The organism is Nereida ignava (assembly GCF_047114695.1).
GTDB classification, from domain to species: Bacteria; Pseudomonadota; Alphaproteobacteria; order Rhodobacterales; family Rhodobacteraceae; genus Nereida; species Nereida ignava.
Genome location: NZ_CP112885.1, coordinates 1,970,570 through 1,995,147 on the forward strand (window position 1 = coordinate 1,970,570; position 24,578 = coordinate 1,995,147).

At 54.3% G+C, this 24,578-nt stretch carries 25 protein-coding genes; 17 read left to right on the forward strand and 8 right to left on the reverse strand.

Annotated features, from left to right (window positions below):
- Nucleotides 1-131 precede the first annotated feature (131 nt).
- Nucleotides 132-1,016, forward strand: a complete 885-nt coding sequence (locus OLX08_RS09740) for a LysR family transcriptional regulator (RefSeq protein WP_341245752.1) — start codon at nt 132-134, stop codon at nt 1,014-1,016.
- 16 nt (nt 1,017-1,032) lie between these two features.
- Here the strand turns inward: OLX08_RS09740 and OLX08_RS09745 are convergent, their stop codons facing one another.
- Nucleotides 1,033-1,356, reverse strand: coding sequence for an ArsR/SmtB family transcription factor (locus tag OLX08_RS09745; protein WP_391483228.1), 324 nt, complete (start codon nt 1,354-1,356; stop codon nt 1,033-1,035).
- A 196-nt stretch (nt 1,357-1,552) separates the two neighbouring features.
- Here OLX08_RS09745 and OLX08_RS09750 point away from each other — a divergent pair, with 196 nt between their 5' ends.
- The 5 genes from OLX08_RS09750 to OLX08_RS09770 all read left to right on the forward strand — a co-directional run bounded on the left by OLX08_RS09750 (nt 1,553) and on the right by OLX08_RS09770 (nt 4,212).
- Nucleotides 1,553-1,885: an AtpZ/AtpI family protein gene (locus tag OLX08_RS09750; RefSeq protein ID WP_391481129.1), complete on the forward strand. Its 333-nt coding sequence runs from the start codon at nt 1,553-1,555 to the stop codon at nt 1,883-1,885.
- Between the two features lie 56 nt (nt 1,886-1,941).
- Nucleotides 1,942-2,739 carry a F0F1 ATP synthase subunit A gene (locus OLX08_RS09755; RefSeq protein WP_391483229.1) on the forward strand — a complete coding sequence of 266 codons (798 nt, stop codon included), beginning with the start codon at nt 1,942-1,944 and terminating at the stop codon, nt 2,737-2,739.
- A gap of 63 nt (nt 2,740-2,802) precedes the next feature.
- Entirely contained in the window at nt 2,803-3,039 is a 237-nt protein-coding gene (locus tag OLX08_RS09760) for a F0F1 ATP synthase subunit C (protein WP_341245756.1), read from the forward strand.
- Between the two features lie 81 nt (nt 3,040-3,120).
- Nucleotides 3,121-3,651 (forward strand): F0F1 ATP synthase subunit B', encoded by a 531-nt coding sequence (locus OLX08_RS09765; protein ID WP_391481130.1) that lies wholly within the window; start codon nt 3,121-3,123, stop codon nt 3,649-3,651.
- A gap of 3 nt (nt 3,652-3,654) precedes the next feature.
- Nucleotides 3,655-4,212 (forward strand): F0F1 ATP synthase subunit B, encoded by a 558-nt coding sequence (locus tag OLX08_RS09770; RefSeq protein WP_391481132.1) that lies wholly within the window; start codon nt 3,655-3,657, stop codon nt 4,210-4,212.
- A gap of 64 nt (nt 4,213-4,276) precedes the next feature.
- Here OLX08_RS09770 and OLX08_RS09775 read toward each other — a convergent pair whose 3' ends face one another.
- The 4 genes from OLX08_RS09775 to OLX08_RS09790 all read right to left on the reverse strand — a co-directional run bounded on the left by OLX08_RS09775 (nt 4,277) and on the right by OLX08_RS09790 (nt 7,645).
- Nucleotides 4,277-5,044 carry a FadR/GntR family transcriptional regulator gene (locus tag OLX08_RS09775; RefSeq protein ID WP_391481133.1) on the reverse strand — a complete coding sequence of 256 codons (768 nt, stop codon included), beginning with the start codon at nt 5,042-5,044 and terminating at the stop codon, nt 4,277-4,279.
- A gap of 55 nt (nt 5,045-5,099) precedes the next feature.
- The gene (locus OLX08_RS09780) at nt 5,100-5,771 is read right to left on the reverse strand and encodes an OmpA family protein (protein WP_391481134.1); all 672 of its coding nucleotides are present in this window, start codon (nt 5,769-5,771) and stop codon (nt 5,100-5,102) included.
- A gap of 115 nt (nt 5,772-5,886) precedes the next feature.
- The gene (locus tag OLX08_RS09785) at nt 5,887-6,735 is read right to left on the reverse strand and encodes a bifunctional helix-turn-helix domain-containing protein/methylated-DNA--[protein]-cysteine S-methyltransferase (protein WP_391481136.1); all 849 of its coding nucleotides are present in this window, start codon (nt 6,733-6,735) and stop codon (nt 5,887-5,889) included.
- 79 nt (nt 6,736-6,814) lie between these two features.
- Nucleotides 6,815-7,645, reverse strand: coding sequence for a Hint domain-containing protein (locus OLX08_RS09790; RefSeq protein ID WP_391481138.1), 831 nt, complete (start codon nt 7,643-7,645; stop codon nt 6,815-6,817).
- Here OLX08_RS09790 and nth point away from each other — a divergent pair.
- From nth to denD, 3 genes are read left to right on the forward strand one after another with little or no spacing between them, the layout of a single operon-like run.
- Nucleotides 7,592-8,236, forward strand: a complete 645-nt coding sequence (gene nth, locus OLX08_RS09795; protein ID WP_334066360.1) for an endonuclease III — start codon at nt 7,592-7,594, stop codon at nt 8,234-8,236. The two genes, OLX08_RS09790 and nth, sit on opposite strands and share 54 nt — an antisense overlap.
- Nucleotides 8,233-9,222: an adenosine kinase gene (locus OLX08_RS09800; protein WP_391481140.1), complete on the forward strand. Its 990-nt coding sequence runs from the start codon at nt 8,233-8,235 to the stop codon at nt 9,220-9,222. The genes nth and OLX08_RS09800 overlap by 4 nt, the downstream gene beginning before the upstream one ends.
- A 3-nt stretch (nt 9,223-9,225) precedes the next feature.
- Nucleotides 9,226-10,194, forward strand: coding sequence for a D-erythronate dehydrogenase (gene denD, locus OLX08_RS09805; protein WP_391481141.1), 969 nt, complete (start codon nt 9,226-9,228; stop codon nt 10,192-10,194).
- A gap of 6 nt (nt 10,195-10,200) precedes the next feature.
- Here the strand turns inward: denD and OLX08_RS09810 are convergent, their stop codons facing one another.
- Nucleotides 10,201-11,019, reverse strand: coding sequence for a sulfotransferase family protein (locus OLX08_RS09810; RefSeq protein ID WP_391483231.1), 819 nt, complete (start codon nt 11,017-11,019; stop codon nt 10,201-10,203).
- A 153-nt stretch (nt 11,020-11,172) separates the two neighbouring features.
- On the opposite strand from OLX08_RS09810, the gene OLX08_RS09815 reads away from it, so the two are divergent.
- Both OLX08_RS09815 and OLX08_RS09820 read left to right on the forward strand, forming a co-directional pair.
- Nucleotides 11,173-12,750 (forward strand): DUF5928 domain-containing protein, encoded by a 1,578-nt coding sequence (locus tag OLX08_RS09815; protein ID WP_391481142.1) that lies wholly within the window; start codon nt 11,173-11,175, stop codon nt 12,748-12,750.
- A gap of 36 nt (nt 12,751-12,786) precedes the next feature.
- Nucleotides 12,787-13,167 carry an HIT domain-containing protein gene (locus OLX08_RS09820; RefSeq protein ID WP_048599193.1) on the forward strand — a complete coding sequence of 127 codons (381 nt, stop codon included), beginning with the start codon at nt 12,787-12,789 and terminating at the stop codon, nt 13,165-13,167.
- On the opposite strand, the gene OLX08_RS09825 is transcribed toward OLX08_RS09820, so the two are convergent.
- Nucleotides 13,164-14,081 carry an ABC transporter ATP-binding protein gene (locus OLX08_RS09825; protein WP_391481145.1) on the reverse strand — a complete coding sequence of 306 codons (918 nt, stop codon included), beginning with the start codon at nt 14,079-14,081 and terminating at the stop codon, nt 13,164-13,166. The genes OLX08_RS09820 and OLX08_RS09825 overlap by 4 nt on opposite strands.
- Before the next feature lie 87 nt (nt 14,082-14,168).
- On the opposite strand from OLX08_RS09825, the gene OLX08_RS09830 reads away from it, so the two are divergent.
- A complete protein-coding gene (locus tag OLX08_RS09830; RefSeq protein ID WP_048599195.1) occupies nt 14,169-14,348 on the forward strand; it encodes a zinc-finger domain-containing protein in 180 nt (59 codons plus the stop codon).
- 58 nt (nt 14,349-14,406) lie between these two features.
- Nucleotides 14,407-17,199 (forward strand): DNA polymerase I, encoded by a 2,793-nt coding sequence (polA, locus tag OLX08_RS09835; protein WP_391481146.1) that lies wholly within the window; start codon nt 14,407-14,409, stop codon nt 17,197-17,199.
- Between the two features lie 6 nt (nt 17,200-17,205).
- Here polA and OLX08_RS09840 read toward each other — a convergent pair whose 3' ends face one another.
- Entirely contained in the window at nt 17,206-17,784 is a 579-nt protein-coding gene (locus OLX08_RS09840; protein WP_391481148.1) for a DUF1285 domain-containing protein, read from the reverse strand.
- Between the two features lie 68 nt (nt 17,785-17,852).
- Here OLX08_RS09840 and OLX08_RS09845 point away from each other — a divergent pair, with 68 nt between their 5' ends.
- From OLX08_RS09845 to OLX08_RS09860, 4 genes are read left to right on the forward strand one after another with little or no spacing between them, the layout of a single operon-like run.
- Entirely contained in the window at nt 17,853-18,854 is a 1,002-nt protein-coding gene (locus OLX08_RS09845; RefSeq protein WP_391481149.1) for an AAA family ATPase, read from the forward strand.
- Nucleotides 18,855-18,856: 2 nt separating this feature from the next.
- Complete coding sequence (locus tag OLX08_RS09850; RefSeq protein WP_391483233.1) at nt 18,857-19,729, forward strand: DUF58 domain-containing protein; 873 nt, start codon at nt 18,857-18,859, stop codon at nt 19,727-19,729.
- Nucleotides 19,730-22,507 (forward strand): DUF4159 domain-containing protein, encoded by a 2,778-nt coding sequence (locus tag OLX08_RS09855; protein WP_391481151.1) that lies wholly within the window; start codon nt 19,730-19,732, stop codon nt 22,505-22,507.
- The gene (locus tag OLX08_RS09860; protein WP_391481152.1) at nt 22,473-24,578 is read left to right on the forward strand and encodes a hypothetical protein; all 2,106 of its coding nucleotides are present in this window, start codon (nt 22,473-22,475) and stop codon (nt 24,576-24,578) included. The genes OLX08_RS09855 and OLX08_RS09860 overlap by 35 nt, the downstream gene beginning before the upstream one ends.

Sequence of the window (24,578 nt, forward strand, 5' to 3'; positions counted from 1 at the left end):
TTTCTAGCTGAAAAATCTCTGGCCTTTTTTCTATTCGATCTGCAAAGCTGAACATATTGCGCAAAGTTGTGGTGCGTTCTGTTGAATTGTGCACAGTGAAATTCGCGGATGGTTAAGATACGGAGTGGGTCATGAATGATTGGGATGAAATACGCACGGCCTTTCAGGTGGCGCGCAACGGTACCGTAAGCGGGGCCGCCGAGGTATTGGGCGTGCATCATGCTACTGTAATTCGCCATATTGATGCACTTGAGGGCAGGCTTGGTGTGAAGTTGTTTCAGCGCCACGCACGCGGCTACACTGCAACGGAAGCTGGCCAAGACTTGTTGCAGGTCGCTGCAACTACAGATGAACAATTCACCCAGCTTGTTGGACGCCTAAAGGGGCGTGGCGAAGGGGTATCGGGTGATTTTGTTGTAACATCTCTTGCGGGTATTTCGCCGCTTTTGAGTGGTGTGGTTAGTGATTTTCAGGTTCAGCACCCTGATTTGCGTGTGCGGTATCTGACGGGTGAGCGGTTGTTCCGGCTTGAATACGGCGAGGCCCACGTGGCCATTCGCGCAGGCGCAGCACCGGATCAGCCTGACAATGTTGTGCAGAAGTTCATGAAGCAACGCATGTGCCTTGTGGCGCATGAAAAATATGTGGCGCGTAAAGGGCTGCCTAAAAACGGGGATCTTTCAGGGCATGGCTTTGTGAGCCACGATAGCCGTTCTTCGCGTGCGCCGTTTATTCAATGGTTGGGGCGTGAAGTCCCCGAAGATCAGATTGTGTTCCGCACTTCTGATAATCGCAGCATGGAAGATGCGATCGCTGCGGGTGCTGGCATTGGGTTTGTGCCTGAATGGGAATTGGCTATGCGTGATGATCTGCACGAGGTGATGCCATCCCTTGATGAGTGGTCCGTCCCGATGTGGCTTGTCACCCACGTAGATTTGCACCGCACCGCTAAAGTGCAGGCATTTCTCAAGCATCTAAAGAGTGTGGCTAAGACGTGGACGTTCGCGCAGGACTAAGCGCGGTCTGGCGGCGTTATTCGCCTTCTAACTGCGCGGCAAGAAACGCTTCAAACGCATCAAGGTTCACGGGCTCGAACTGACCAAAGCTTTGCATCCATGTGCTGGCACCGCGTAGCGCGTCCGGCTCAAGCTTGCACCACTTTACCCGTCCGCGCTTTTCTTGCGAGATAAGTCCCGCTTTTTGCAGGATGATAAGGTGCTTGCTTATGGCAGCCAAAGACATGTCAAAGGGCTCTGCCACGTCAGTCACTGCCATGTCGTCTTCAAGCAGCATCGACAGGATCGCGCGGCGTGTGGGGTCCGCGAGTGCGGCAAATGTTGCATCCAGATCGGTCATATTGTGAATGTGATTGGAGGCAAAAACGATAATCGTCAACCATTTGGTTGAATAATGGATTTTGCTAAAACCCATCGCATCGTCTGCGGCGAAATATCATTTGTGTTATTTATCAATGTGTTAGGTTGCGTCGGGCGTTATTGACTCGGATGCGATCTGGCAATAGCTATCCGCTAAGACCACGAAAGGTGTGGGCATGGTAACTGAGCCTGACAAAAGACGGCTTGAAGAGCTGGACGCGCGTATCAACGCGCTGAAGGTTACCCAAACGCCCAAACCGAAAGTGGAAGAGCATTATTCGATGGCCCAGCAGGGTTGGCGAATGGTGACAGAGTTGGTCTCTGGTCTATTGATCGGGGTTGGCTTGGGATACGGACTAGACGTGCTTTTTGGTACGCTGCCGATATTCCTAGTCGTATTTACATTGCTGGGTTTCGTTGCCGGGGTGAACGTCATGATACGCACCTCAAAGGAAATTCAGGCCGAAGCGGTGGCTCACGAGGCTACCAAACAGAACAAAGAGGGCTGAGCATGGCGTCGAATACAGAGCAAACCGCTGGTCAAACACCAAAGAGCACCAAAGGTATTGGCATTGCGTTGTTCGCTCTTGCTACCGTGCTGTTTGTGATTGGCGTTGTTGGAACGAAAGATCCGGCGCTCTCTATTCACCCGATGGATCAGTTCGAGCTCAAGCCCGCATTTGGCGGCAAAGAGATTTCACTCTTCACAGTCACAAACGGCGCTGTCTGGAATTTCCTCGCTGTACTTGCTGTGTTGGCCTTGATGGTTGTTGGTACGCGCGGCCGCGCAATCATCCCAAGCCGCGTTCAGTCAATTGCTGAAATGGCGTACGGCTTCGTGCACAAAATGGTTGAAGATGTGGCCGGCAAAGATGCGCTTGGCTACTTCCCTTATATCTTCACGCTGTTCCTTTTCATTGTGATGACCAACTTCTTGGGCCTGATCCCGACATCTTTCACGCCAACAGCACAGATTGCTGTGACCGTTGTACTGGCCTTGGCAGTATTCATCGCAGTGACAGTCTTGGGCTTTGTCAAAAACGGCGTCAGCTTCTTGGGCCTGTTCTGGGTGTCTTCGGCGCCGCTGGCGTTGCGCCCAGTTCTGGCCATCATCGAAGTCACATCATACTTCGTGCGTCCTGTTAGCTTGTCTATTCGTCTTGCGGGTAACGTGATGGCCGGCCACGCAGTTTTGAAAGTGTTCGCAGGGTTTGCAGGTGCGCTTGGCGCATTTGCGGTTCTGCCAATTCTGGGCGTAGTTGCTATTTACGCCCTCGAGGTACTGGTGTCCTTCATCCAGGCTTATGTTTTCACGGTTCTGACGTGCGTTTATTTAAAAGACGCGCTTCACCCGTCACACTAACGATCGGGCAATCTGCCCGCATCAACGACCAAACGACTAAAATCCATTGTAAGGAGAAAAGACATGGAAGGCGATATCGCAAACTTGGGACAATACATCGGTGCAGGCATGGGCGCGTTGGGCGCAGGCATTGCAGCTCTGGGCGTTGGCAACGTTGCTGGCAACTTCCTCGCAGGCGCACTGCGTAACCCATCTGCTGCTGCTGGCCAGACTGCTACTTTGTTCATCGGCATCGCGTTTGCAGAAGCCCTGGGGATTTTCTCGTTCCTCGTCGCTCTGCTTCTGATGTTCGCTGTCTAATCTTTGAACCTACCGTTTCTTGACGGCAGCCTGTCCTAACAGACGGGCTGCCATCAAACTTCAAGGTTCAAGGAGGCCAAGATGGCAACTGATACATATGGCGCAGAACATGGGGCAGAAGCCGCTGGCATGCCTCAGCTTGAGTTCTCGACATTCCCAAACCAGATTTTCTGGTTGGTGATCGCACTTATCGCGATCTACCTGATCCTTAGTCGTGTGGCATTGCCACGGATTGCTGCTGTTTTGGCAGAGCGTTCAGGGGCCATCACCAACGATCTGGCTGCTGCAGAAGACCTTAAACAACAGGCTCTTGATGCAGAAAACGCATATAACCAAGCACTGGCAGATGCTCGTGCTGAAGCGCAGAACATTGCAAACGCAACGCGTGCTGAAATCCAGAAAGATTTGGATAAAGCAATCGCGAAGGCAGATGCGGAGATTGCTGCGCGCACAGCTGAATCAGAGGCGGCAATTGCTGAAATTCGTGCTGGCGCTAAAGAGAGCATTAAGGAAGTCGCCAAGGATACGGCCAAAGAGTTGGTTGTCGCACTTGGTGGAAAAGCAGATGCACGCAGTGTAACCGCTGCTGTGACTGCGCGGATGAAAGGGTAAGCTATGAACAAGTTTCTGACACCTGCATTCGCCCTTTTGGCAACACCTGCATTGGCAGCCGAAGGTCCTTTCTTTGTTCTCAAGAACACAGACTTTATTGTACTGTGTGGTTTTTTGGTGTTCATGGGCATTCTGTTTTATTTCAACGTTCCATCCATGTTGATGGGTATGTTGGATAAGCGCGCTGCTGATATCAAATCTGAACTGGACGAGGCGAAAGCCCTGCGTGAGGAAGCACAGACCTTGCTAGCGACTTACGAGCGCAAGCAAAAAGAAGTGCAGGCACAAGCAGATCGCATCGTTGAAAAAGCAAAGGCCGATGCTGAGGCAGCGGCCGAGCAAGCCAAAGTTGATCTGAAAGATTCAATTGCGCGCCGCCTTGTGGCAGCGGAAGACCAGATTGCATCGGCAAATGCTGCTGCTGTGAAGGACGTCCGTGATAGCGCGATTGAAGTAGCCATCGGTGCCGCACGCGACGTTGTTGCTAAGCAAAGCACCGCTGCCAGCCTTAATAAATCTATCGATGATGGGATCGATGAAGTTGCAGCCAAGCTGCACTAGTTCGACCAAATCAATAAACAGAAAGCCCCGCGCCCAATTTTGTGCGTGGGGCTTTTTTGTGCGCCTAACGCTTTAATTCGTTGTCGAGGCGTTTTTGTGCGATCAACTCGTGGGCTTCGCGCTTTTGATGGGTATCAAGTGCGGCTTCTACAAAATCCAAATGAGCAGTTACTGCACGGCGGGCGGCGTCAGGGTCGCGGGCTTGGACGGCTGCATTTATCGCACCGTGCTGCTTCAAAAGAGTGTCACGTGTTGTGCGCTGTTTGAACATGATGCCACGGTTGTAAAACACGCCTTCTTTCAACAGATCAAACATCGAGCGCATCATGTGAAGCATGATAATGTTGTGGCTCGCTTCGATAATGGCCATATGAAAATCTGCATCCAAACGCGCCTCATCAGTTGAGTTACGTTTGGCGTGCGCAGCTTCCATTTTTTTATAAATTGTGTCGATAATTTTGAGGTCGGTGTCAGAGCCATGCACAGCGGCGCGTGCCGCAGCGATGCCCTCCATGTCACGGCGAAACCGAATATAATCAAAAACGGCTTCATCGTGGCTGGCAAACAAGGACACTAAGTTCTGATTAAAAGCTGACCCAAGGACTTCGGCTACGTATATGCCCGCGCTTGCTCGCGTCTCTAATAGCTTTTTGTCCTGCAACTCGGCCACTGCCCCACGAAGAGACGGGCGCGATACGCCGAGGCGTTCGGCAAGGTCGCGCTCGGAAGGTAACCGCTCGCCTGGTCGCAGAACGCCGCGCAGAATAAGAAGCTCAATCTGGCGCACAACCGCGCCAGATAATTTTTCAGACCTGATCGGATCGAATGGCATATGGCCTCCTTGGATTGGTCAAACAATATGACCACCAAGCAGAATTGCCAATAGATCAGGCGTCAGTGGGCCGGATAATGAATTCGACGCGGCGGTTCTTAGCGCGGCCTTGGGGTGTCTCGTTGGTGGCAATGGGGCTTGTTTCGCCTTGCCCCAATGCGCGCAGACGCCGTGGCGCGACGCCAGCATCCATCAAAATAGACGCAACCGCCTGGGCGCGACGAGTGGATAGATTAGCGTTGTATTCTTCGGACCCCGTGTCATCCGTATGACCATAGATGTCGATTGTGCTGTCGGGATAGCTTTGCAGGTTGCCCGCCAAAGCACGCAGGTCTCGCTTAAGATCGGCGCGCACATCGGCGCTGTCTGTTCCGAACAAAACATCTTGCGGCATGGTCACGATCAATTCTGAACCCGTGTTTTCAATGGTGATACCGCTACTGGAAAAGTCATCCCGCAGATCTTGCGCTTGCCGATCAAGGCGGGCCCCAATGGCACCGCCGACACCTGCGCCAATCAATGCACCAACCACCGCTTGCTCGCGCCGCTGGCTACTGGTGTCGCCCTTGATCAGGCCCGTAGCTGCACCCGCGAGCGCGCCTATGACAGCGCCGTTTTTGGTGCGACGGTTGGGATCATCAGGGCTGGCGACGCCCTCAAACTCTGTACAGGCGCTAAGCGACAGCGCCGCGATTGTGCTGATCAGTAGGGTTTTCTTCAAAAACATTGGTAGCCTCATTATGCATATTTTTTGGTTAACTTGGTTGAGGCCAATATGCGTCAGAGCAGCGTGTTATCCAATATCTGTACGGATTGATGCGCCAAAAAACGCCGAGGTTGCGCTACGCGTCCGGTGTCAACCGCGCAGTCTCATAGGCCAGCATCGCGCGCTTGACGGGAAGGCCCCAGTGATATCCCCCCAAGCCGCCTGATTTACGCAGCGCGCGGTGACATGGGATTAACCAACTGACGGGGTTGCGTCCAACTGCAGTACCAACGGCGCGGACTGCCTTTGGGTTGCCCACGGCGTGCGCGATTTCGGAGTAGGTAGTGACGTGGCCGGATGGGATCGTGAGCAGCGCTTCCCAGACTTTAATCTGAAATGGCGCGCCCATCAGGTGTAATGACGTGTCACCGCTTTGATTTAAGGCGGCACTGACCCATTTCTCAAGGGCGGTGGGGTTTTCAACGAAATGCGCGTGGGGCCAACGGCCGGACATATCGCGCCATGCGGGGTCTGCACCGCAATCATCGCTGAACGCGAGGCCGCAAAGACCGCGGTCGGTTCCCATGGCCAGTGCTTGCCCAAACGGGGTTGCGAACCAGCCGAAATGAATGGTCAGGCCTTTTCCCTTGCAGGCAAATTCACCGGGGCTCATGGCTTCCCATTTCACGAACAGATCGTGAAGACGGCCTGTGCCAGATAACCCTACCTCAGCGGCGGTATCGAGCGTCGTGAAGTTATTGTGCAGCATGTTTTTTGCGTGACTGAGGGTCAAAAACTGTTGAAAGCGTTTGGGTGAGACACCTGCCCATTGACTGAATGTGCGCTGAAAGTGCGCCGCACTCATGCCCATTTCGCGGGCGATATCGTCAAGCGATAGTTGTTTGCCGTCGTGGGCATCAATCACCTCAATAGCACGTTTGATCAGCCCGTAGTGATAGGGTTCCGATTGATCTGCCTTGGCCATTTATGTGGATCCTTGCTGCTAAGCCCTAATGCAGCGTAACGCAGATGCGCTAAGGTTTGCGACCCAGTTCTTGCGGGTTTTAGGCCGCACAGATGATATCGCGAATATTGAGGTTTTGTGGGATCAGCCTGCGCATCAGCTTAGCTTCCCATGCTGTTAGGACGCGGCGTGGTGCTTTGTGGGTTGGGTCTAAAACATCGGTTTTGGTGCTTGCGGGAATTCTAATCCGTTGGCTTTGCACATAGCCACAGCTTTCAATCCATAACCCGTTTACCATGATCAACGCATGCATAGGCAAAACGAGAGTGTGATAAACCAAGGGTCGCGCGCTAACGTAGCGGGATATTTTTCGGCGTGACAGTGCGATGATGGGGCAAACGGCTTCTTGAACGGCGAAGTGAATTTCGATCAGGGGATGTTGCATCATCACCATTTGCAGCGGAGCCATATAAAGCGGGTCGCTTTGCCGTGAGATGCCCTCCTCGGGCAGGGGGAGGACAAGCGGATCGGGCAGCGGGTTTTCCTCAGTGCCACGGGTACGCTCAATGTGACGCAAAGGCTGCAGGCCGTGATCGCGCGTCACCAGTTGATCGCCCACCGCAAGCCATTCAACGGGTAACTCCCCTTGTGAGGTCATTACATATGAGCCTGGCCCAAGTCCTGATAGCACGGATCGCTTCTCCCGTTTGGTGTTAGATGTCCCTTCGTGATTACCCGCCAAGCGGCTAACAGTGCGTAAACACGCGCGCATGCTTTCACGGTGTTTTGCGACAATTTTAATTGGGTGGCCGCATGTAGGCGGCGGAGCGGGCGAAAAACCTTGCCGCTTTTGCTTGCAGCGGGCATAGGTTTTGTCATGGTAAAGCAGCTCGATTATCACACCATGCGCGAGATATTTACGCGTTTTCATGCAGCCGACCCCGAACCCAAGGGTGAGTTGGATCACGTCAATGCCTACACGCTGGTAGTGGCTGTGGCGCTTTCTGCGCAGTCAACCGATGTGGGCGTGAACCGCGCGACGCGTGAGCTGTTCAAGATAGCTGACACCCCTGAAAAGATGCTGGCTTTGGGTGAAGAAGCTGTGATTGAGCACATCAAAACGATTGGGCTCTATCGCAACAAGGCCAAGAACGTCATTAAGTTGAGCCGTATTCTGGTCGAAGAGCATGGCGGTGTCGTGCCTAACTCGCGCGCTGCTCTTGAGGCCCTGCCCGGTGTGGGGCGCAAAACGGCTAATGTCGTGCTGAATATGTGGTGGGGGATGCCGACGCAGGCTGTAGACACCCATATTTTGCGCATTGGGAACCGCACGGGCATTGCTGTTGGCAAAGATGTGGTTGCGATTGAGCGCGCAATCGAAGATCACGTGCCGGCTGACTTTCAACATCACGCGCATCACTGGCTGATTTTACATGGCCGATACGTATGCAAAGCGCGAAAACCAATGTGCAGCACGTGTTTGATCCGTGACCTGTGCACCTTTGAGGACAAGAATTTATGAAAACGTACAAAGTTGTCGGCATTGGTAATGCCATTGTTGATGTGTTGACCCAATCAGATGATCAGTTTTTGGCGCATATGGGCATCGAAAAAGGCATTATGCAGCTGGTCGAGCGTGAGCGCGCTGAGACACTTTACGGCGCGATGGACAACCGTGTTCAGGCACCGGGCGGTTCGGTCGCTAATACGCTGGCGGGGTTGGGGAACCTTGGGTTGAAGACGGGCTTTGTGGGGCGGGTCGCTGATGATGCTCTTGGGGCGTTTTACGCAGATGCGATGGAGCAGGGTGGTACAGATTTTGTAAACGCGCCCGTCGCCGGAGCAGAGGCGCCTACGTCGCGGTCAATGATTTTTGTGAGCCCCGACGGTGAACGCTCGATGAATACCTACCTCGGTGTGTCTGCAGAACTGGGGCCTGATGATCTTGCGGATGGTGTGGCGGATCAGGCCGAGATTGTGTTTTTGGAAGGCTACCTTTTCGACAAAGACAAAGGAAAAGAAGCGTTTTTGAAAACGGCGCGTGCCTGTCGGGCTGCTGGCGGTAAGGCGGGCATCGCAATTTCTGATCCGTTTTGTGTTGAACGTCACCGCGATGACTTTCTGGGGCTGATTAAGGACGAGTTGGATTACTTCATCGGCAACCGTGCAGAATTGCTGTCATTGTTTCAGACTGCTGATCTTGATGCGGCTCTTGGGAAAGCAGCCGATATTTGCCCTCTGGTCGTTTGTACCCAGTCGGGTGATGGCGTGACGATTGTGCAAGGTCAGACGCGTGTTCATGTGGGCGTGCAAGAGGTGGTGCCCGTGGATGCGACTGGCGCGGGTGATCTTTTTGCAGCGGGCTTTTTGTACGGGCTTGCGACGGGCGCCGATCTTGAGACCTGTGGGAAAATGGGTAACGTTTGTGCTGCGGAAATCATCAGCCACATGGGCGCGCGCCCTGAGGCCGATCTGCAGGCGCTATTTAAGCAAAACGGGCTGATCTAAATCATGAAAGTTCTCATTCTTGGGGCGGCGGGTATGTTGGGGCGCAAGCTGGCGCTTCATCTGCAACGTGTTGGGCGTATTCAGGGCCATGACATTTCTGAACTTGTCCTTGCGGATGTGATTGCGCCCTCCCAAGACGGCGCGCGGTGCGTCGAGGTGAACATTACGGATGCTGTCCAAGTTGGTGCGTTGATTAACGAGCGCCCCGATGTGATTTTTCATCTGGCGGCAATTGTCTCTGGTGAAGCTGAGGCCAATTTTGACAAAGGCTACGCGATCAATCTTGGCGGCACACAGAACGTACTTGAGGCGATCCGTGGTCAGCAAGCGTATTGTCCGCGCGTGGTATTTGCGTCGTCTTTGGCGATCTACGGCGCGCCTTTGCCTGATGTTATCTTGGACGACACTGCGACGCTTCCACTGTCGAGCTACGGTGCGCAGAAATCATTGGGCGAAATGCTGGTGAATGATTACACGCGCAAAGGTTTTATTGATGGCGTGAGCCTGCGGTTGCCCACGATTTGCATTCGGCCCGGTGCCCCAAATAAGGCAGCATCTGGATTTTACTCGAGCATTCTGCGCGAACCTTTGGCGGGGCAGGAGGCGATCTTGCCTGTGGCCGAGAGTTTGCGCCATTGGTTTGCTAGCCCCCGCGCCGCTGTCGGCTTTTTGGCGCATGGCGCTGAAATTGATACGGCTGCTCTTGGGCCAAGACGGGCGCTTTGTCTGCCGGGTGTAAGTGCGTCGGTAGGTGAAATGTTAGACGCGCTGGAACGGGTCGCGGGTCCAAAGGCACGGGCACTAGTGCGTTTTGAAGCGGACGCGGCTGTGGATGCTATTGTGTCAACCTGGCCTAAAGCGTTTGACCCACAGCGGGCGCTGGCGCACGGCTTTGTTGCCGAAGCTAGTTTTGATCAGATTATCCAGACCCATATCGAAGATGAGTTGGGCGGCGTGCTACCAAGCCTTTAGGCGGCCTTACTCGCCCAATTTGGCGTGTACTTCTGCCAAATCTACATTCCCTAGTGGCATTTTGTTGGCGGGGTTTTCGAAATCATATTTGAACAGCTTGAAGTCACGTTTGTAGATTTCAAACATCAGATGCATGGATATATCGTCAAAGTAGTCTTCAACCGGATGAAGGCGTTTTGGGCCATGCCCTTCAGACTCGTTGAAGCGGGGGATGGTATTAAGATCAACCCTATGAGGCGTTTCGATCGCATCGAGGACTGACTGCATGCCGTCGTTAAATTTCTCAGTAAAAAAGATGTTGTCGTAGGTGCCGCCGTTCATGATGAAGGTCGACACATGCCCGGACATCGCGGACCAGTGGATGTCAGGATCCATCGGGCGTTTCCAGCGGATGGTGTCGCGGGCAAAAAGCAAAAAGCGGCGAAACGACTTGATCTGATCAAACTCAAACCCGTCTTCCGGCGAGCCCACTTCAATGCCGTATTTTTGGATCAAGAGCGGAACAAGGTTGCCGCGGTATCGCTTACCGTTCCGCTGTATCCCGCAGATTTTATCGAAAAACGAGGATAATATGCGGGTGTAGGGATTGCGCACGCACGTAAACGCGTAGCTTTTGTGGGCCTTTGCATTCGCCTCAATCAGGGGCTGGCTGTCTTCTTGGGCCCACTTATGCAGCTTGTCTTTGCTGTCGTGGATGTCGCCGTCAAAAAATACACCGTGATCGGAGTAGTACATGATTTGACCGATCGATGAGCATGCGCATTTGGGCACCACACGGTACATCACGCTTTCGCTCTCTGTCATCCACGTCCCTGGAAAACCCATTTCGTCACTCACTCAACATTCTATTAATCGACAGGTTCTACACCTGTTTGGGCATGATAAGGCCGAAAATGCAAACAAACTGTGTATATTCGCAGGCTCTTTGGGGTATCTAGGCCGGATAATGGTATAAGAATTTAAGTTACTGGTTCCAAAATGGCTAAAATCGCGTTCATCCTTTTATGTCATAAAGACCCTGCAGGCGTTATCGCACAGGCGCAGCAGTTGACGGCAGCGGGCGATTTTATTGCGATCCATTTCGATGCGCGTGCGGCCAAAGCGGATTTCCACGCGATCAAAGAGGCGCTTGAGGACAACCCAAATGTTACGTTTTCTAAGCGCCGCATTAAGTGCGGTTGGGGTGAGTGGTCTTTGGTGCAGGCCACGCTTTATGCGCTTGAGGCGGCAGTTGAAGCATTTCCGCGTGCGAGCCATTTTTACATGGTTTCGGGTGATTGTATGTCGATCAAATCCGCGCGGTACGCTCATGACTTTCTGGATGCAGACGACAAAGATTACATTGAGTCGTTTGATTATTTTGAGAGCGACTGGATTAAAACAGGCTGGAAAGAAGAGCGCCTGATCTACCGGCATTTCTTTAACGAACGACAGCAAAAATGGCTGTTTTATAAGTGTTTTGCGGCGCAGCGTGCTCTTGGGTTAGCGCGCTCAGTGCCGGATGATTTGCAAGTCCAGATCGGTTCACAATGGTGGTGTTTGCGCCGCAGAACCGTTGAGTGGGTTTTGGATTTCACCCGTGAGCGGCGCGATGTGATGCGCTTTTTCAAAACGACATGGATACCGGACGAGACATTTTTCCAAACCATCGTGCGCCATGTGGTCCCCGACCGAGAGATTGAATGCCGTCCTTTGACGTTTTTGCTGTTCACGGACTACGGCATGCCGATGACATTCTACAATGATCATTACGAGTTGTTGCTTCGCCAAGATTTTCTGTTTGCCCGTAAAATTAGCCCTGATGCCACTGAGTTGAAGGCCCGACTGGGCGCGCTTTACGTTGATAACAGCGCTGAATTTCACGTCTCGGATGAGGGGCGCAATTTGTTTCAGTTTCTGTCCAAGCGTGGCCGGATCGGTCGACGTTTTGCTCCGCGCTTTTGGGAGACTGAAAGTAGTTTGGGTCGAAACCGAGAGTTGATGATTATCGCGTGCAAGAAATGGCATGTGGCCAAGAGGTTACTAAAACGCATCGCTGCAGAGACAGATGTGCCTACGATTGCCTATTTGTTTAACGAAAACGATGTCGCGTTGCCTGATTTAGGCGGCATCCAGAAAACGCTGGATAAGCGGATGCGTCACCGCCGTGCGTTGATGCGCATGCTGTTTGAGCATCACGAGACAGAACGTCTGGTTGTCTGCCTTGATCCTGCGAGCATTGAGTTACTGGACGACTTTTATGCCGATCGAAGCACCACAAAGCTGCTTGAGTTGGAGTGTGAATTTAGTGACGATTATCTGCGTGGTCATGCGCAGCGCGTAGGGCTTGCGGGTGCGGATACGTCTGATGACACAATGAAAACTTTGTTGCCGACGATCCGCTATGATGTGACGTTTGAAAGCGAACAGATCAACGACCGCGGCTATCCCAATCACTTCAAGTTTGCCCAAGATCATTCAACGCAGAAAAATGCGGATGCGCTTGCAGCGTTCTTAGGTATACCTATGGCTGACGCTGCGAAAATTGCCGAAACTGAACATTTGTTCGTTGATTAGGTCGCGGCTTAGACTGGCAAACAATGAGGTGCACCGATGGCTTATGTGTATGACGATCAAAATATCTTCGCCAAGATTTTGCGCGGAGAAATCCCGAACACAACTGTCCATGAGACCGAACATACCTTGGCGTTTCGGGATGTTGCGCCCCAAGCCCCCGAGCACGTGCTGATTATCCCCAAAGGGGCTTATGTGACTTACGATCACTTTGCTTCTGAGGCGTCAGATGCTGAAATTGTTGATTTCACACGCGCAGTTGCTGATGTGTGCAATGCATTGGGTGTGTGCCCGGGCTCTGCTGGTTCTGGCTATCGTTTGGTTTCAAACGCTGGACAGGACGGCAATCAAGAAGTCCCGCACATGCACGTTCATGTGGTGGCAGGGCGCGGGCTTGGCGGGCTTTTGCCGCAGGCCTAAGCGCTTTTGGTGAGGGCCAAAAACACTTCTTCTAAGTCCGCTTCTTCGGTGCGCACGTCTGCGATTTTGACGCCCGCCGCGCGCACCGCATCAAGGACTGCATCGGCTGGTGTGATTTTGCGGTTGTAACTGAACGCGATCTGGCCGCCGTCGCGTACGCTCATCTCTACGCCCTGTGGCAGATCAATCGTACTTGGATCACCCTCAGACGGTGTAATCAAAAGCGTTTTTGCATCGACCCGTCCCAATAGGTTTTGCGTGGTGTCCTGCGCAACTTTCTCGCCGTGGTTGATGATGGCGATTTCGTCACACATTTCTTCAGCTTCTTCGAGGTAGTGCGTAGTCAGGATAATCGTCATGCCCTGTTCATTCAGCTTACGCACATTCTCCCAAAGCATATTACGCAGCTCAATATCAACGCCTGCTGTTGGCTCGTCCAGAACCAGCACGTTGGGCGCGTGAACCAATGCTTTACCAAGCAACAGCCGTCGGCGCATGCCACCAGAAAGCGAACGCGCGTAGGCATCGCCTTTGTCTGCAAGGCCGATGATATCAAGGATCTGATCCGTGCGCCGCTCGGCCTTTGGGACGCCGTAAAGCCCTGCCTGCATTTCCATTGCGCCGCGAGGTGTAAAGAATGGATCGAGGTTAAGCTCTTGGGGCATCACACCAATGCTGGCGCGCGATTGCCTTGGGTTGATGTCTTGATCAAACCCCCAAATCTTTACGTTACCTGATGATTTAAGCACCAAGCCCGCTAGAATATTGATGAGAGTCGACTTGCCAGCACCGTTTGGCCCCAAAAGCCCAAAGATGGAGCCCTTAGGGATGGTTAGGTCGATGCCTTTCAAGGCCTCATGCCCGCTGGCATAGGTCTTGCGCAGTCCGGTGATTTCTATGGCGGATTGGTCCATGTCGGTCTTGCCCCTGCGCGTGTCATGTATATCTTAGGGTCAGACTTAGAGCGGGCGACGCCCCGCGACAACCAAGGACATTGCATCATGGCAACACAAGCCCCTGAAACACGTATCGTCGAGCAATACCGCGTGGCCTGTGATGGCGGTGAGGGCGCGCTTGGCCACCCTCGCGTTTGGCTGCAAATCCCGCAAGAGCACGGTTGGGTTGAATGCCCCTACTGTGACTGCAAAATGATCCATCAGGATCACCAAGACAAAGCGTAAACCACCGCTGCGGCGCTGTGATCTTTTGGTGGCGCTTACTTAATCTGGAGCGACCCCTATGACTTTTGGACCCGGCTGCCATCTGCACCTTATCGACGGATCCGCATTTATCTTCCGTGCCTATCACGCGTTGCCACCGCTGACCCGCAAGTCAGACGGGCTGCCGATTGGTGCAGTATCGGGCTTTTGCAACATGTTGCAGCGGTACGTTGAGGGCAACACGGGCAGTGATGTAACCCATTTGGCCGTCATCTTTGACAAGGGCAGTCATACGTTCCGCAACGATATGTATGATCTTTACAAGGCCAATCGCGATGCGATGCCCGAGGACCTACGTCCACAAATTCCACTAACCCGCAAAGCGACCGAAGCGTTTAACATCGCGTGCAAAGAGCAGGCTGGCTATGAGGCGGATGATATCATCGCAACGCTTGCGCGCATGGCGCGTGAAGCGGGTGGGCGCTGCACGATCATTTCAAGCGATAAAGATCTGATGCAGCTTGTCGGTGGCGGTGTTGAGATGTTCGACGCCATGAAAAACAATCTGATTGATAGCGAAGGGGTTGAGGCAAAGTTTGGTGTTGGCCCGGAGCGTGTTGTGGATGTGCAGGCGCTTGCGGGCGATAGCGTTGATAACGTGCCGGGCGCGCCGGGTATTGGCGTGAAAACTGCTGCGTTGTTGATCAATGAGTATGGCGATCTTGAAACGTTGCTGGACCGCGCGTCTGAGATTAAACAGCCCAAACGCCGTGAAACGCTGATTAATCACCGCGAACAAATTGAGCTGTCAAAACGCCTTGTGACCCTCGATGATCAGACGCCGTTGGATTATGGCCTTGATGATTTGGAAGTTCGCGACCCTGATCCGGAACAGCTTCTGGCCTTCTTGGCTGAGATGGAGTTCCGCACCCTGACGCGGCGCATTGCTGATACTTTGGGCGCAGAGGCTCCCACCATTGAAGATACGCCTGCGGCCAGTGCAGATGCGCCCGAAGCCGAAGCGGTGCCTTTTGATGCAGCCGCTTATGAATGGGTGAAAACCCCAGAGGCCCTTCAGTTGTGGATCGACCGTATTTATGCCCGTGGCTATGTGGCAGTGGATACGGAGACAACTGGCCTGAACGAGATGATTGCCGATCTGGTGGGCGTTTCTTTATGCGTGGATGCGGGCAAGGCCTGCTATATTCCGCTGACCCATAAAGGTGGCGATGCGGATGATTTGTTTGGGGATGATACGCTGGCCGAGGGGCAAATGGATTTTGCCACTTGCTTGAATATGCTCAAGCCAATGCTTGAAGACCCGAGCATCTTGAAAATCGGCCAGAACATGAAATACGATGCTAAGATTTTTGCTAATGAAGGCATCGCCGTGCACCCGATTGATGACACGATGTTGATGTCTTACGCCATGAACGCCGGTTTGCATAACCACGGTATGGATGCGCTGTCGGATCGGTATTTGAGCCATACACCAATCCCAATTAAGCCGCTTTTGGGCACAGGTAAATCAGCGCGCACCTTTGACCGCGTCCCTGTTGAGGAGGCGGTGCCTTATGCGGCAGAGGATGCGGATATTACGCTTCGCCTGTGGCAGTACTTCAAGCCACGGTTGCACCGCAGCCAAGTCACCAAAGTCTATGAAACGCTTGAGCGTCCCTTGGTGCCTGTGTTGGCCCAGATGGAGCGGACAGGTGTGCAAGTTGACCGCGATACTCTGAGCCGGATGTCGAACGCCTTTGCCCAGAAAATGGCAGGGCTTGAGGACGAAATTCACCAGCTGGCAGGACGTAGCTTTAACGTAGGCTCCCCTAAACAACTTGGGGAAATCCTATTTGATGAGATGGGTATCGAGGGTGGCAAGAAGGGCAAAACTGGTGCGTATGCAACGGGTGCGGAAGTGCTTGAGGACCTTGCAACAGAGCATGACCTGCCGGCCCGTGTTTTGGATTGGCGGCAGTTGAGCAAGCTGAAATCGACCTACACAGACGCGCTGCAAGATCACATCAATCCACATACGGGCCGCGTTCACACAAGCTATTCAATCGCTGGTGCCAATACTGGCCGCCTTGCCTCTACAGATCCGAATTTGCAAAACATTCCAATTCGTTCTGAAGAGGGCCGCCGCATTCGTGAGGCGTTTGTAGCCCCTGAAGGTAAAGTGCTTGTGGCGTTGGATTACAGTCAGATTGAGCTGCGGATATTGGCCCATATGGCTGATATTGCGGAGCTAAAGCAGGCATTTAAGGACGGTTTGGATATTCACGCGCTAACTGCATCCGAGATGTTCGATGTCCCCCTTGATGAGATGACACCTGACGTGCGCCGCCAGGCAAAGGCCATCAATTTCGGAGTGATCTACGGCATTAGTGGCTTTGGTCTTGCGCGCAACCTGCGCATTCCGCGTGCTGAGGCGCAGGGCTTTATTGACCGGTATTTTGAGCGGTTCCCCGGCATCAAAGATTACATGACCGAGACGAAAGCCTTTGCAAAAGAGCACCTGTACGTTGAGACGCTTTTCGGACGTAAAATCAACACGCCAGAGATTGCCGCCAAAGGTCCGCGGGCTGGCTTTGCGCAACGAGCCGCCATCAACGCCCCCATTCAGGGCACTGCGGCGGATGTCATTCGTCGCGCGATGATCCGGATGCCGGAAGCCATTGCTGATTTGCCTGCCAAAATGCTTCTGCAGGTACATGACGAGCTGTTGTTCGAAGTAGATGCGGACGCCGCTGACGCACTAACGGCTGTGGCCAAAGAGGTGATGGAAAACGCGGCCAACCCAGCGGTACACCTTGATGTGCCGTTGATTGTTGATGCGGGTCGCGGAGCAAACTGGGCTGAGGCGCACTAGCGCGGCTCAGGCCTCCAAATCAGCCGAGCGGATGAGTGGAAAGAAACTTCCCTGAGAGGTGACACCAAACCATTTTGCGCCGTCGTGGTCTTGGTGGTGCCCGATATCAGCAAGCCGGTAGAATGACTTGCGATCAATCAACGCCTCAAGATTGCTTCGTACCAAAATATAGGGTGAGGGTTCGCCTGCATCGCTATAACTGACGCGAATGGGGTGATCTGGGCCAGCTACGACCACATCACCTACGTTCGTGTGAAACGTCAGCCCGCGTTGCGTTTCGTCAAAATCAATTGCCACAAACGGCGCGTCCACCACCCGAAGACCTACTTTTTCGACTGGCGTGACCAAAAAGTATTTGTCGCCCTCGCGTTTCAAAATCGTTGAAAACAATCGCACGAGCGGTTGCCTGCCGATGGGGGTGCCTTGGTAAAACCATGTGCCATCGCGTTTGATTTCCATGTCTAAATCGCCACAAAAGGGCGGATTCCACAGATGAACCGGCGGTAAACCTTTGCCTTTTTGTGCGGCTTGCGCGGATGCAGCGATGCCTTCTGCGGACGGGGGCACATTGATGTGATCGCTCATTGTTTTGTCATTTGCCCTTTGCGTTTTACATGGTTTGATAACGATATATGCGGTTAAGGGGATTTGTCATGGCCGAAGCAGAAATGGTGGCGCAAATAGATGCGCTGGGCGTGAAACTGGCGGCGGCCAAAACGAGCATTACCAAACGGTTTATCGGCCAAGAGCGTGTAGTCGAGCTGTGTCTCGCGGCGCTATTATCTGGCGGCCATGGCCTGTTGGTTGGTCTGCCGGGGTTGGGCAAAACGCGGCTTGTTGATACGCTCGGTACTGTCATGGGGCTTGATCAGCGCCGTGTGCAATTTACACCTGATCTGATGCCCGCCGACATTATTGGGTCCGAAATTCTTGATGATGTCGATGGAAAGCGCGCGTTCCGATTCATCGAAGGCCCTATTTTTTGCCAGCTTTTGATGGCGGACGAGATCAACCGCGCCAGCCCGCGCACTCAATCGGCCTTGCTGCAAGCCATGCAGGAACGTGAAGTCAGTGTGGCTGGTGAACAGCGCGCTTTGGGTGATCCGTTCCACGTGTTGGCCACGCAAAACCCTATTGAGCAGGAAGGTACATACCCGTTGCCAGAGGCCCAGCTGGACCGTTTTTTGGTGCAAATTGACGTGAAAAACCCGGATCGCAGCACGGAACGTGACATCCTGTTGGCAACAACAGGCGCCGAAGATGCGGTGTCTGAGCAGGTTTTTGACGCCACAGAGTTACGCGATGCCCAACGGCTCGTGCGCCGAATGCCTGTGGGCGATGCTGTGGTTGACGCGATTTTAGATTTAGTGCGTGCATGCCGACCTGACGAAGCCACAGCCTCAGAACAAGTCCGCGAAGCCGTTGCATGGGGGCCGGGTCCGCGTGCGGCACAGGCCTTGATGTTGACCGTTCGGGCGCGCGCACTGCTTGAGGGTCGCTTAGCGCCGTCCCTTGAAGACGTGGCCGCTATGGCCGTGCCGGTAATTAAGCATCGTATGGCGCTGTCATTCGCGGCGCGTGCGCAAGGCGTAGATCTTGAGGCGCTGATCTCATCTGTCGCTGCTGATTTGGGTGCGGGATCAAAAGCTGCGTAATGGTGGCATCGGCTCTCTCCATACGGCTAGGCGCCGAGAGTGAGGCAAGCAAGCTGCCTGCGTTGCAGGTGGCAGCAGAGCAGCTGGCCTCAACGGTGATGATGGGCGTGCATGGACGGCGCAGGGCCGGCATGGGCGAAGAGTTTTGGCAATATCGCCACCACCGCGCCGGAGATGAGCCGCGCATGATTGACTGGCGACGTTCGGCAAAATCCCCCGACATGCGATTTGTCCGCGAGTTGGAATGGCAAACGGCGCAGAATGTTTCAATGTGGGTCGACCCTGCGGCCTCCATGCGCTTTGCAAGCAAAGGTAATCCAACCAAATCAGAACGTGCACAGCTTTTGGGGCTTGCCTTGGCGGTCATTATGTTGCGTGGCGGAGAACGGATTGGGCTGATGGATGGTGACACTGTTCCGCGCGCCGGGATGGGGCAGTTGACGCGTGTTGCTGCGGCACTGTCGAAGGCCGAGATTGATGCGGACTTTTCTGCGCCTGATGCGCATCAGTTGGCAGCGCATTCAACGGCCGTTTTCATAAGTGATTTTCTGGGTGATCTTGCTGCGATTGAAGCCGCTGTTTCGGAAGCTGCCTCGCGCGGGGTGCGCGGTGTTTTGATCCAAACGCTGGACCCGCAAGAAGAAGTTTTTCCCTTTAAGGGGCGCACTATTTTTGAGAGTATTACCGGTGCGCTAAGCCACGAAACCAAGCGCGCGGGTGATCTGAGGGACCGCTATCTGGAACGACTTGCCGCGCGCAAAGCGGCCCTTTCGGGATTGGTAAGAGCGACAGGTTGGCAGTTTCACACGCACCACACGGATCAATCGCCGCAACAGGCGTTGCTTTGGGCTTATCAAGCCTTGGGCAGAACTTAGATGCCGGCTCTGTTCAACATCGCATTCGGTGCGCCATGGTTGTTGCTGGGTTTGCTGGTCCTGCCGGTTCTATGGTTTTTGCTGCGCGCCGTGCCGCCTGCGCCAATCAAACGCCGGTTTCCTGCAGTGTCACTCCTGCTTGGGCTTGAGGATACAGAGGTTGAGGCCGACAAAACGCCATGGTGGCTGATGTTGCTTCGAATGTTGGCCGTTGTGGCGGTAATTATCGGCTTTGCTGGCCCCGTTTTGAACCCTTCAGCGGATACGCAAAATACTAAGGGGCCTTTGGTCATTGTTATTGATGGCACTTGGGCCAGCGCACAAAATTGGCCAGCGCAACTGGACAGAATTGACAGTGCGTTAGAGGCAGCTTCCCGCCAAGGTCGGCGCGCTGCAGTAGTCCGTTTAACTGACCCTGCGGTTGGTCTTGAGTTTGCAGCGGCGGATGTTTGGCGCAGCCGTCTTGCGGGGCTTGGTCCCCAAGCTTGGGCGGCCATAAGCGGTCTCGATTGGGTGACGGATGTGCCTGACGGTGCGCAAGTTTTGTGGATGAGTGACGGCTTGGCGCGTGAGGGGCGTTTGCCTTTACTTGCAACACTTCAAGCCAATTCAAAGGTCACAATATTTGAGGAAAGCGCCCCGATTTTCGGCCTTACGCCCGCGGTTTTGCAAGATGGCGTTGTCATAGTTGAAGCACTGCGCAACAGATCCGGCACAGCACAAGACATAATCGTAAACGCGGTTGGTCGCGATCCTGCAGGCATTGCGCGCGTCCTAACGCAGGTGCCTCTCTCTTTTGCGGCCTCAGAAATGAGCGCGCAGGCAGAGATAGTCCTACCGGCTGAGCTGCGTAATCGTGTGAGCCGCTTTGAAATTGAAGGCATCGCAACCGCTGGTGCGGTCACCCTTTCTGATGACGGGCTACGGCGGCGTGAAATTGCGCTGATTGACGGGCGCAGTGCCGGTGAGGGCGCACAACTACTGTCTCAGCTTTATTATTTGGAACGTGCGCTGCGTCCTACTGCGGACCTTATCCAAGGCGCATTGCCGGATGCGTTGTTGGCTAATCCTGATGTGATTGTTTTAGCTGATGTGGCTAATTTAACCCAAGCAGAGACACAGGGGTTGACGGATTGGGTTGAAAGCGGCGGGCTGCTGTTGCGATTTTCTGGGCCGCGCCTTGCGGCCAGTGATGTGGCGCGAGGCGCACAAGACCCCCTTATGCCCGTACGCTTGCGGTCTGGTGGGCGTTCAGTTGGCGGTGCGATGTCGTGGGGCGAGCCGAAATCGCTCGCGCCATTTGCTGCTGATACACCGTTTTATGGCCTCGATGTTCCTGCGGATGTTGCGATCAACAGCCAGCTTGTTGCAGAGCCTGATCCGGATTTGGCACAGCGCGTTCTGGCTGAACTGAGCGATGGTACGCCGCTGGTCACACGCAAGGCACTTGGACAGGGGCAGGTTGTCTTGTTCCACATCACTGCAAACGCCGAGTGGTCTAACCTTCCGTTATCTGGCTTGTTTGTGCAGATGCTGGAACGGCTTTCAATCAGCGCACGCGGACAAGGTGATGCGGCGGGTGATTTGCAGGGAACCACTTGGCAGTTAACGGCAGAACTCGGCGCGGATGGGCGGCTTGAAGCCGTGAACACGCAAGCGGGCCTAAGCGGCGAGCAAGTTGAATTAGTCCTCACTGATGGTGGCGTGAATGATCAAGTGCGTCCCGGGATTTACGCCAGCGATGCGCGCAGTCTGGCGCTTAATGTGTTAGGCAGTGATGCGCGCCTTGCAGCGCCTGATTGGCCAAGCAGTGTCGTGGTTGAGGGGCTTAGCCTACCCGCAGAACAACCGCTAAAAGGCTGGCTTTTGAGCGCCGCTTTGGCATTTCTGTCAGTCGACATTATCGCATCCCTTTGGCTTGCGGGGCGTCTTTTGGGACCAAGCGTCGCGGCAGTTTTCCTCGGGGCTCTTTTGCCCACTTTATTTATCGATCCGGCCTATGCGCAGGGTGGGCAGCCCAATGATATCCGCGCGATTGAGGCGACGGCAGAGGTCTCGCTTACTCATGTTTTGACGGGTGATGCGCGTGTGGATGAAATGGCGCTTGCGGGTCTGCGCGGGCTCTCGGATGTGCTTTTTCGGCGCACATCGGTTGAGCCAACGGTGCCCACATCCATTGATTTGGAAACTGATGAGCTTGCGTTTTTTCCGTTTCTCTACTGGCCAATTACCGCGAACCAGCCCCTGCCGTCGGCGGATGCTTACGCCAAGCTGAACAACTATTTGCGCACTGGCGGTATGATCCTTTTTGACACGCGGGACGGCAGCACAGCCTCGTTCGGTGCAAACAGCCCCGAAGGAAAACGCCTGCAGTTGATTGCGGCACCGCTTGATATTCCCGCGCTGGAGCCGCTTCCGCGCGGGCATGTTCTAACGCGGTCGTTTTATTTGCTGCAGGACTTTCCCGGACGTCATACCAGTCGTGATGTGTGGGTGGAGGTGTCGCGCAGTGATGTTGGCGACGGTACTGATTTATTCGCTCAAAACCGCAATGACGGTGTGAGCCCCGTGGTGATCGGCGGCAATGACTGGGCGGCGGCGTGGGCTGTAAGTCCGTCTGGTGGACCTATGGCGCCAATCGGTCGTGGGCGTGCAGGGGAGCGGCAACGCGAGATTGCTTACCGGTTTGGGGTGAACCTGATCATGTATGTTTTGACGGGCAATTATAAGGCGGACCAAGTGCATGTTCCCGCCTTGCTTGAACGGTTGGGGCAGTGACGCGGTGAATGAGGTGTTGATCAATCCGTTGGTACCGTTGCCCGTCATTTTGTTGGCGGGTGCGATCTGTGCCCTGTTATTGGCGTTCGCGTTGTGGCGCGGGCTTTCGGGTGTTTGGTTGCGGGCCTTGGCTGCGGCTTGCGTATTGTCAGCACTGACCAACCCTTCGCTGCAACGTGAAACTCGTGAGCCGTTGAATGACATTGTGATCGTCGCGCTTGATCAGTCTGCCAGCCAAGATATTGCTGATCGTTCCACACAAGCGACGCAGGCACTTGATGCAATTGTGACGGCTGTGCAGGCGCGGCCAAACACGGACTTACGCGTGATAGATGTGCCAGACAGTGCCGATGATCAGGGCACTAAATTGATGAGCAGCTTGTCGCAAGTCCTTGCCGAAGAGCCCCGTGCACGTGTTGCTGGAATTGTGGCGATTACAGATGGTGTGGTTCATGATCTATCCGCCACCCCAGATTTTCCGGCACCGTTTCATGTCTTTTTGACAGGACGCGCCCAAGATTGGGACAGGAAGCTGACGGTCCAAGACGCCCCTGCTTTTGCGATTTTGGGCGAAGAGGTTTTGCTGGGTTTGCGTTTGGACGATGTGGGTGCTGTCCCGAGTACGTTGGCCAATGGTAGGGCGGTTTTGGACATTTCGATTGACGGTGGCGCGCCCCGTCGCTTTGAGGTCCCAGTGGGTGAAGACCTGCAACTGCCGGTGACGCTGCCTCACGGGGGTATGAATGTGCTGCAGTTTTCAACGCCGGAATTGGATGGTGAGCTAACAGCCCGCAACAACACGTCAGTCGTTCAGATCAACGGTGTGCGGGACCGTTTGCGCGTGTTGTTGGTCAGCGGAGAACCCCACGCCGGCGAGCGGACTTGGCGCAACCTTTTGAAGTCCGACAGCAGCGTGGATTTAGTTCACTTCACAATCCTTCGTCCCCTTGAAAAGCAAGACGGCGTGCCCATTGACGAGTTGTCGTTGATTGCTTTCCCGACGCGCGAGCTTTTCTTGGAAAAGATCGATGAGTTCGATTTGATTATCTTTGATCGATACAAACGGCGGGGCATTTTGCCCACGGCCTATATCGATAGCATCCGCACCTACGTTGAGCAGGGCGGTGCGGTTTTGATTGCAGCGGGTCCTGACTTTGCTTCGGCAGATTCTATTTACCGTTCTCCGCTGGCCGATGTTTTGCCTGCGCGGCCCACAGCGCGGGTGATTGAACAGGGATATTTACCGAAGGTTTCAGAGCTTGGCGCAAAGCATCCGGTCACCCGCGGGTTAACTGGTGCAAATAAGGGCGAGCAGCCACCTACTTGGGGGCGTTGGTTCCGACAAATAGAGGTTGAGGCTGAGCGGGGACAAGTTGTGATGACAGGCGTGGATGATCAGCCACTTCTGGTGCTGGACCGCGCGGGTGAGGGGCGTGTGGCGCAGCTTGCATCAGATCAGGCATGGCTGTGGGATCGTGGTTTTGAAGGTGGTGGTCCGCAGCTTGAACTGTTGCGACGCCTTGCGCACTGGATGATGAAAGAGCCCGAGCTTGAGGAAGAAACGCTTACCGCCGAACAAGATGGGGATATGCTTGTCATCACTCGGCGTACTTTGTCTGATGACGTGTCCGATGTAGTTGTAACGACGCCCGATGGTGCGGAGCAAACGATTACCCTGAGCGAGGTTGCACCGGGGCAATTTGAGGCGGTGCTTGAGGCGGATGAAATGGGTCTTTACCGCCTGAGTGATGGTAAAATTGACGCTGTGAAAGCGATTGGCCCCGCCGCGCCGCGAGAATTTGCTGATACTATTGCCATCCCTGACTCATTGGCCCCCGCCGTGGAGAAAACGCAGGGCGGTATTGTCCCTATAATCGATGGTGTGCCGCGTTTGCGGGACGTGCGTGTGGGCCGGCCGGCATCCGGTCGGGGATGGATCGGTCTAACACCGCGAGGAGTGTATCAAACGACGGACGTGGTCCTAACGTCGCTGGTCCCTGCGTGGCTGTTTTTGCTTCTTGCGGCAGGGCTAAGTGTTGCAGCTTGGTTGCGGGAAGGACGGCGCGCCTAG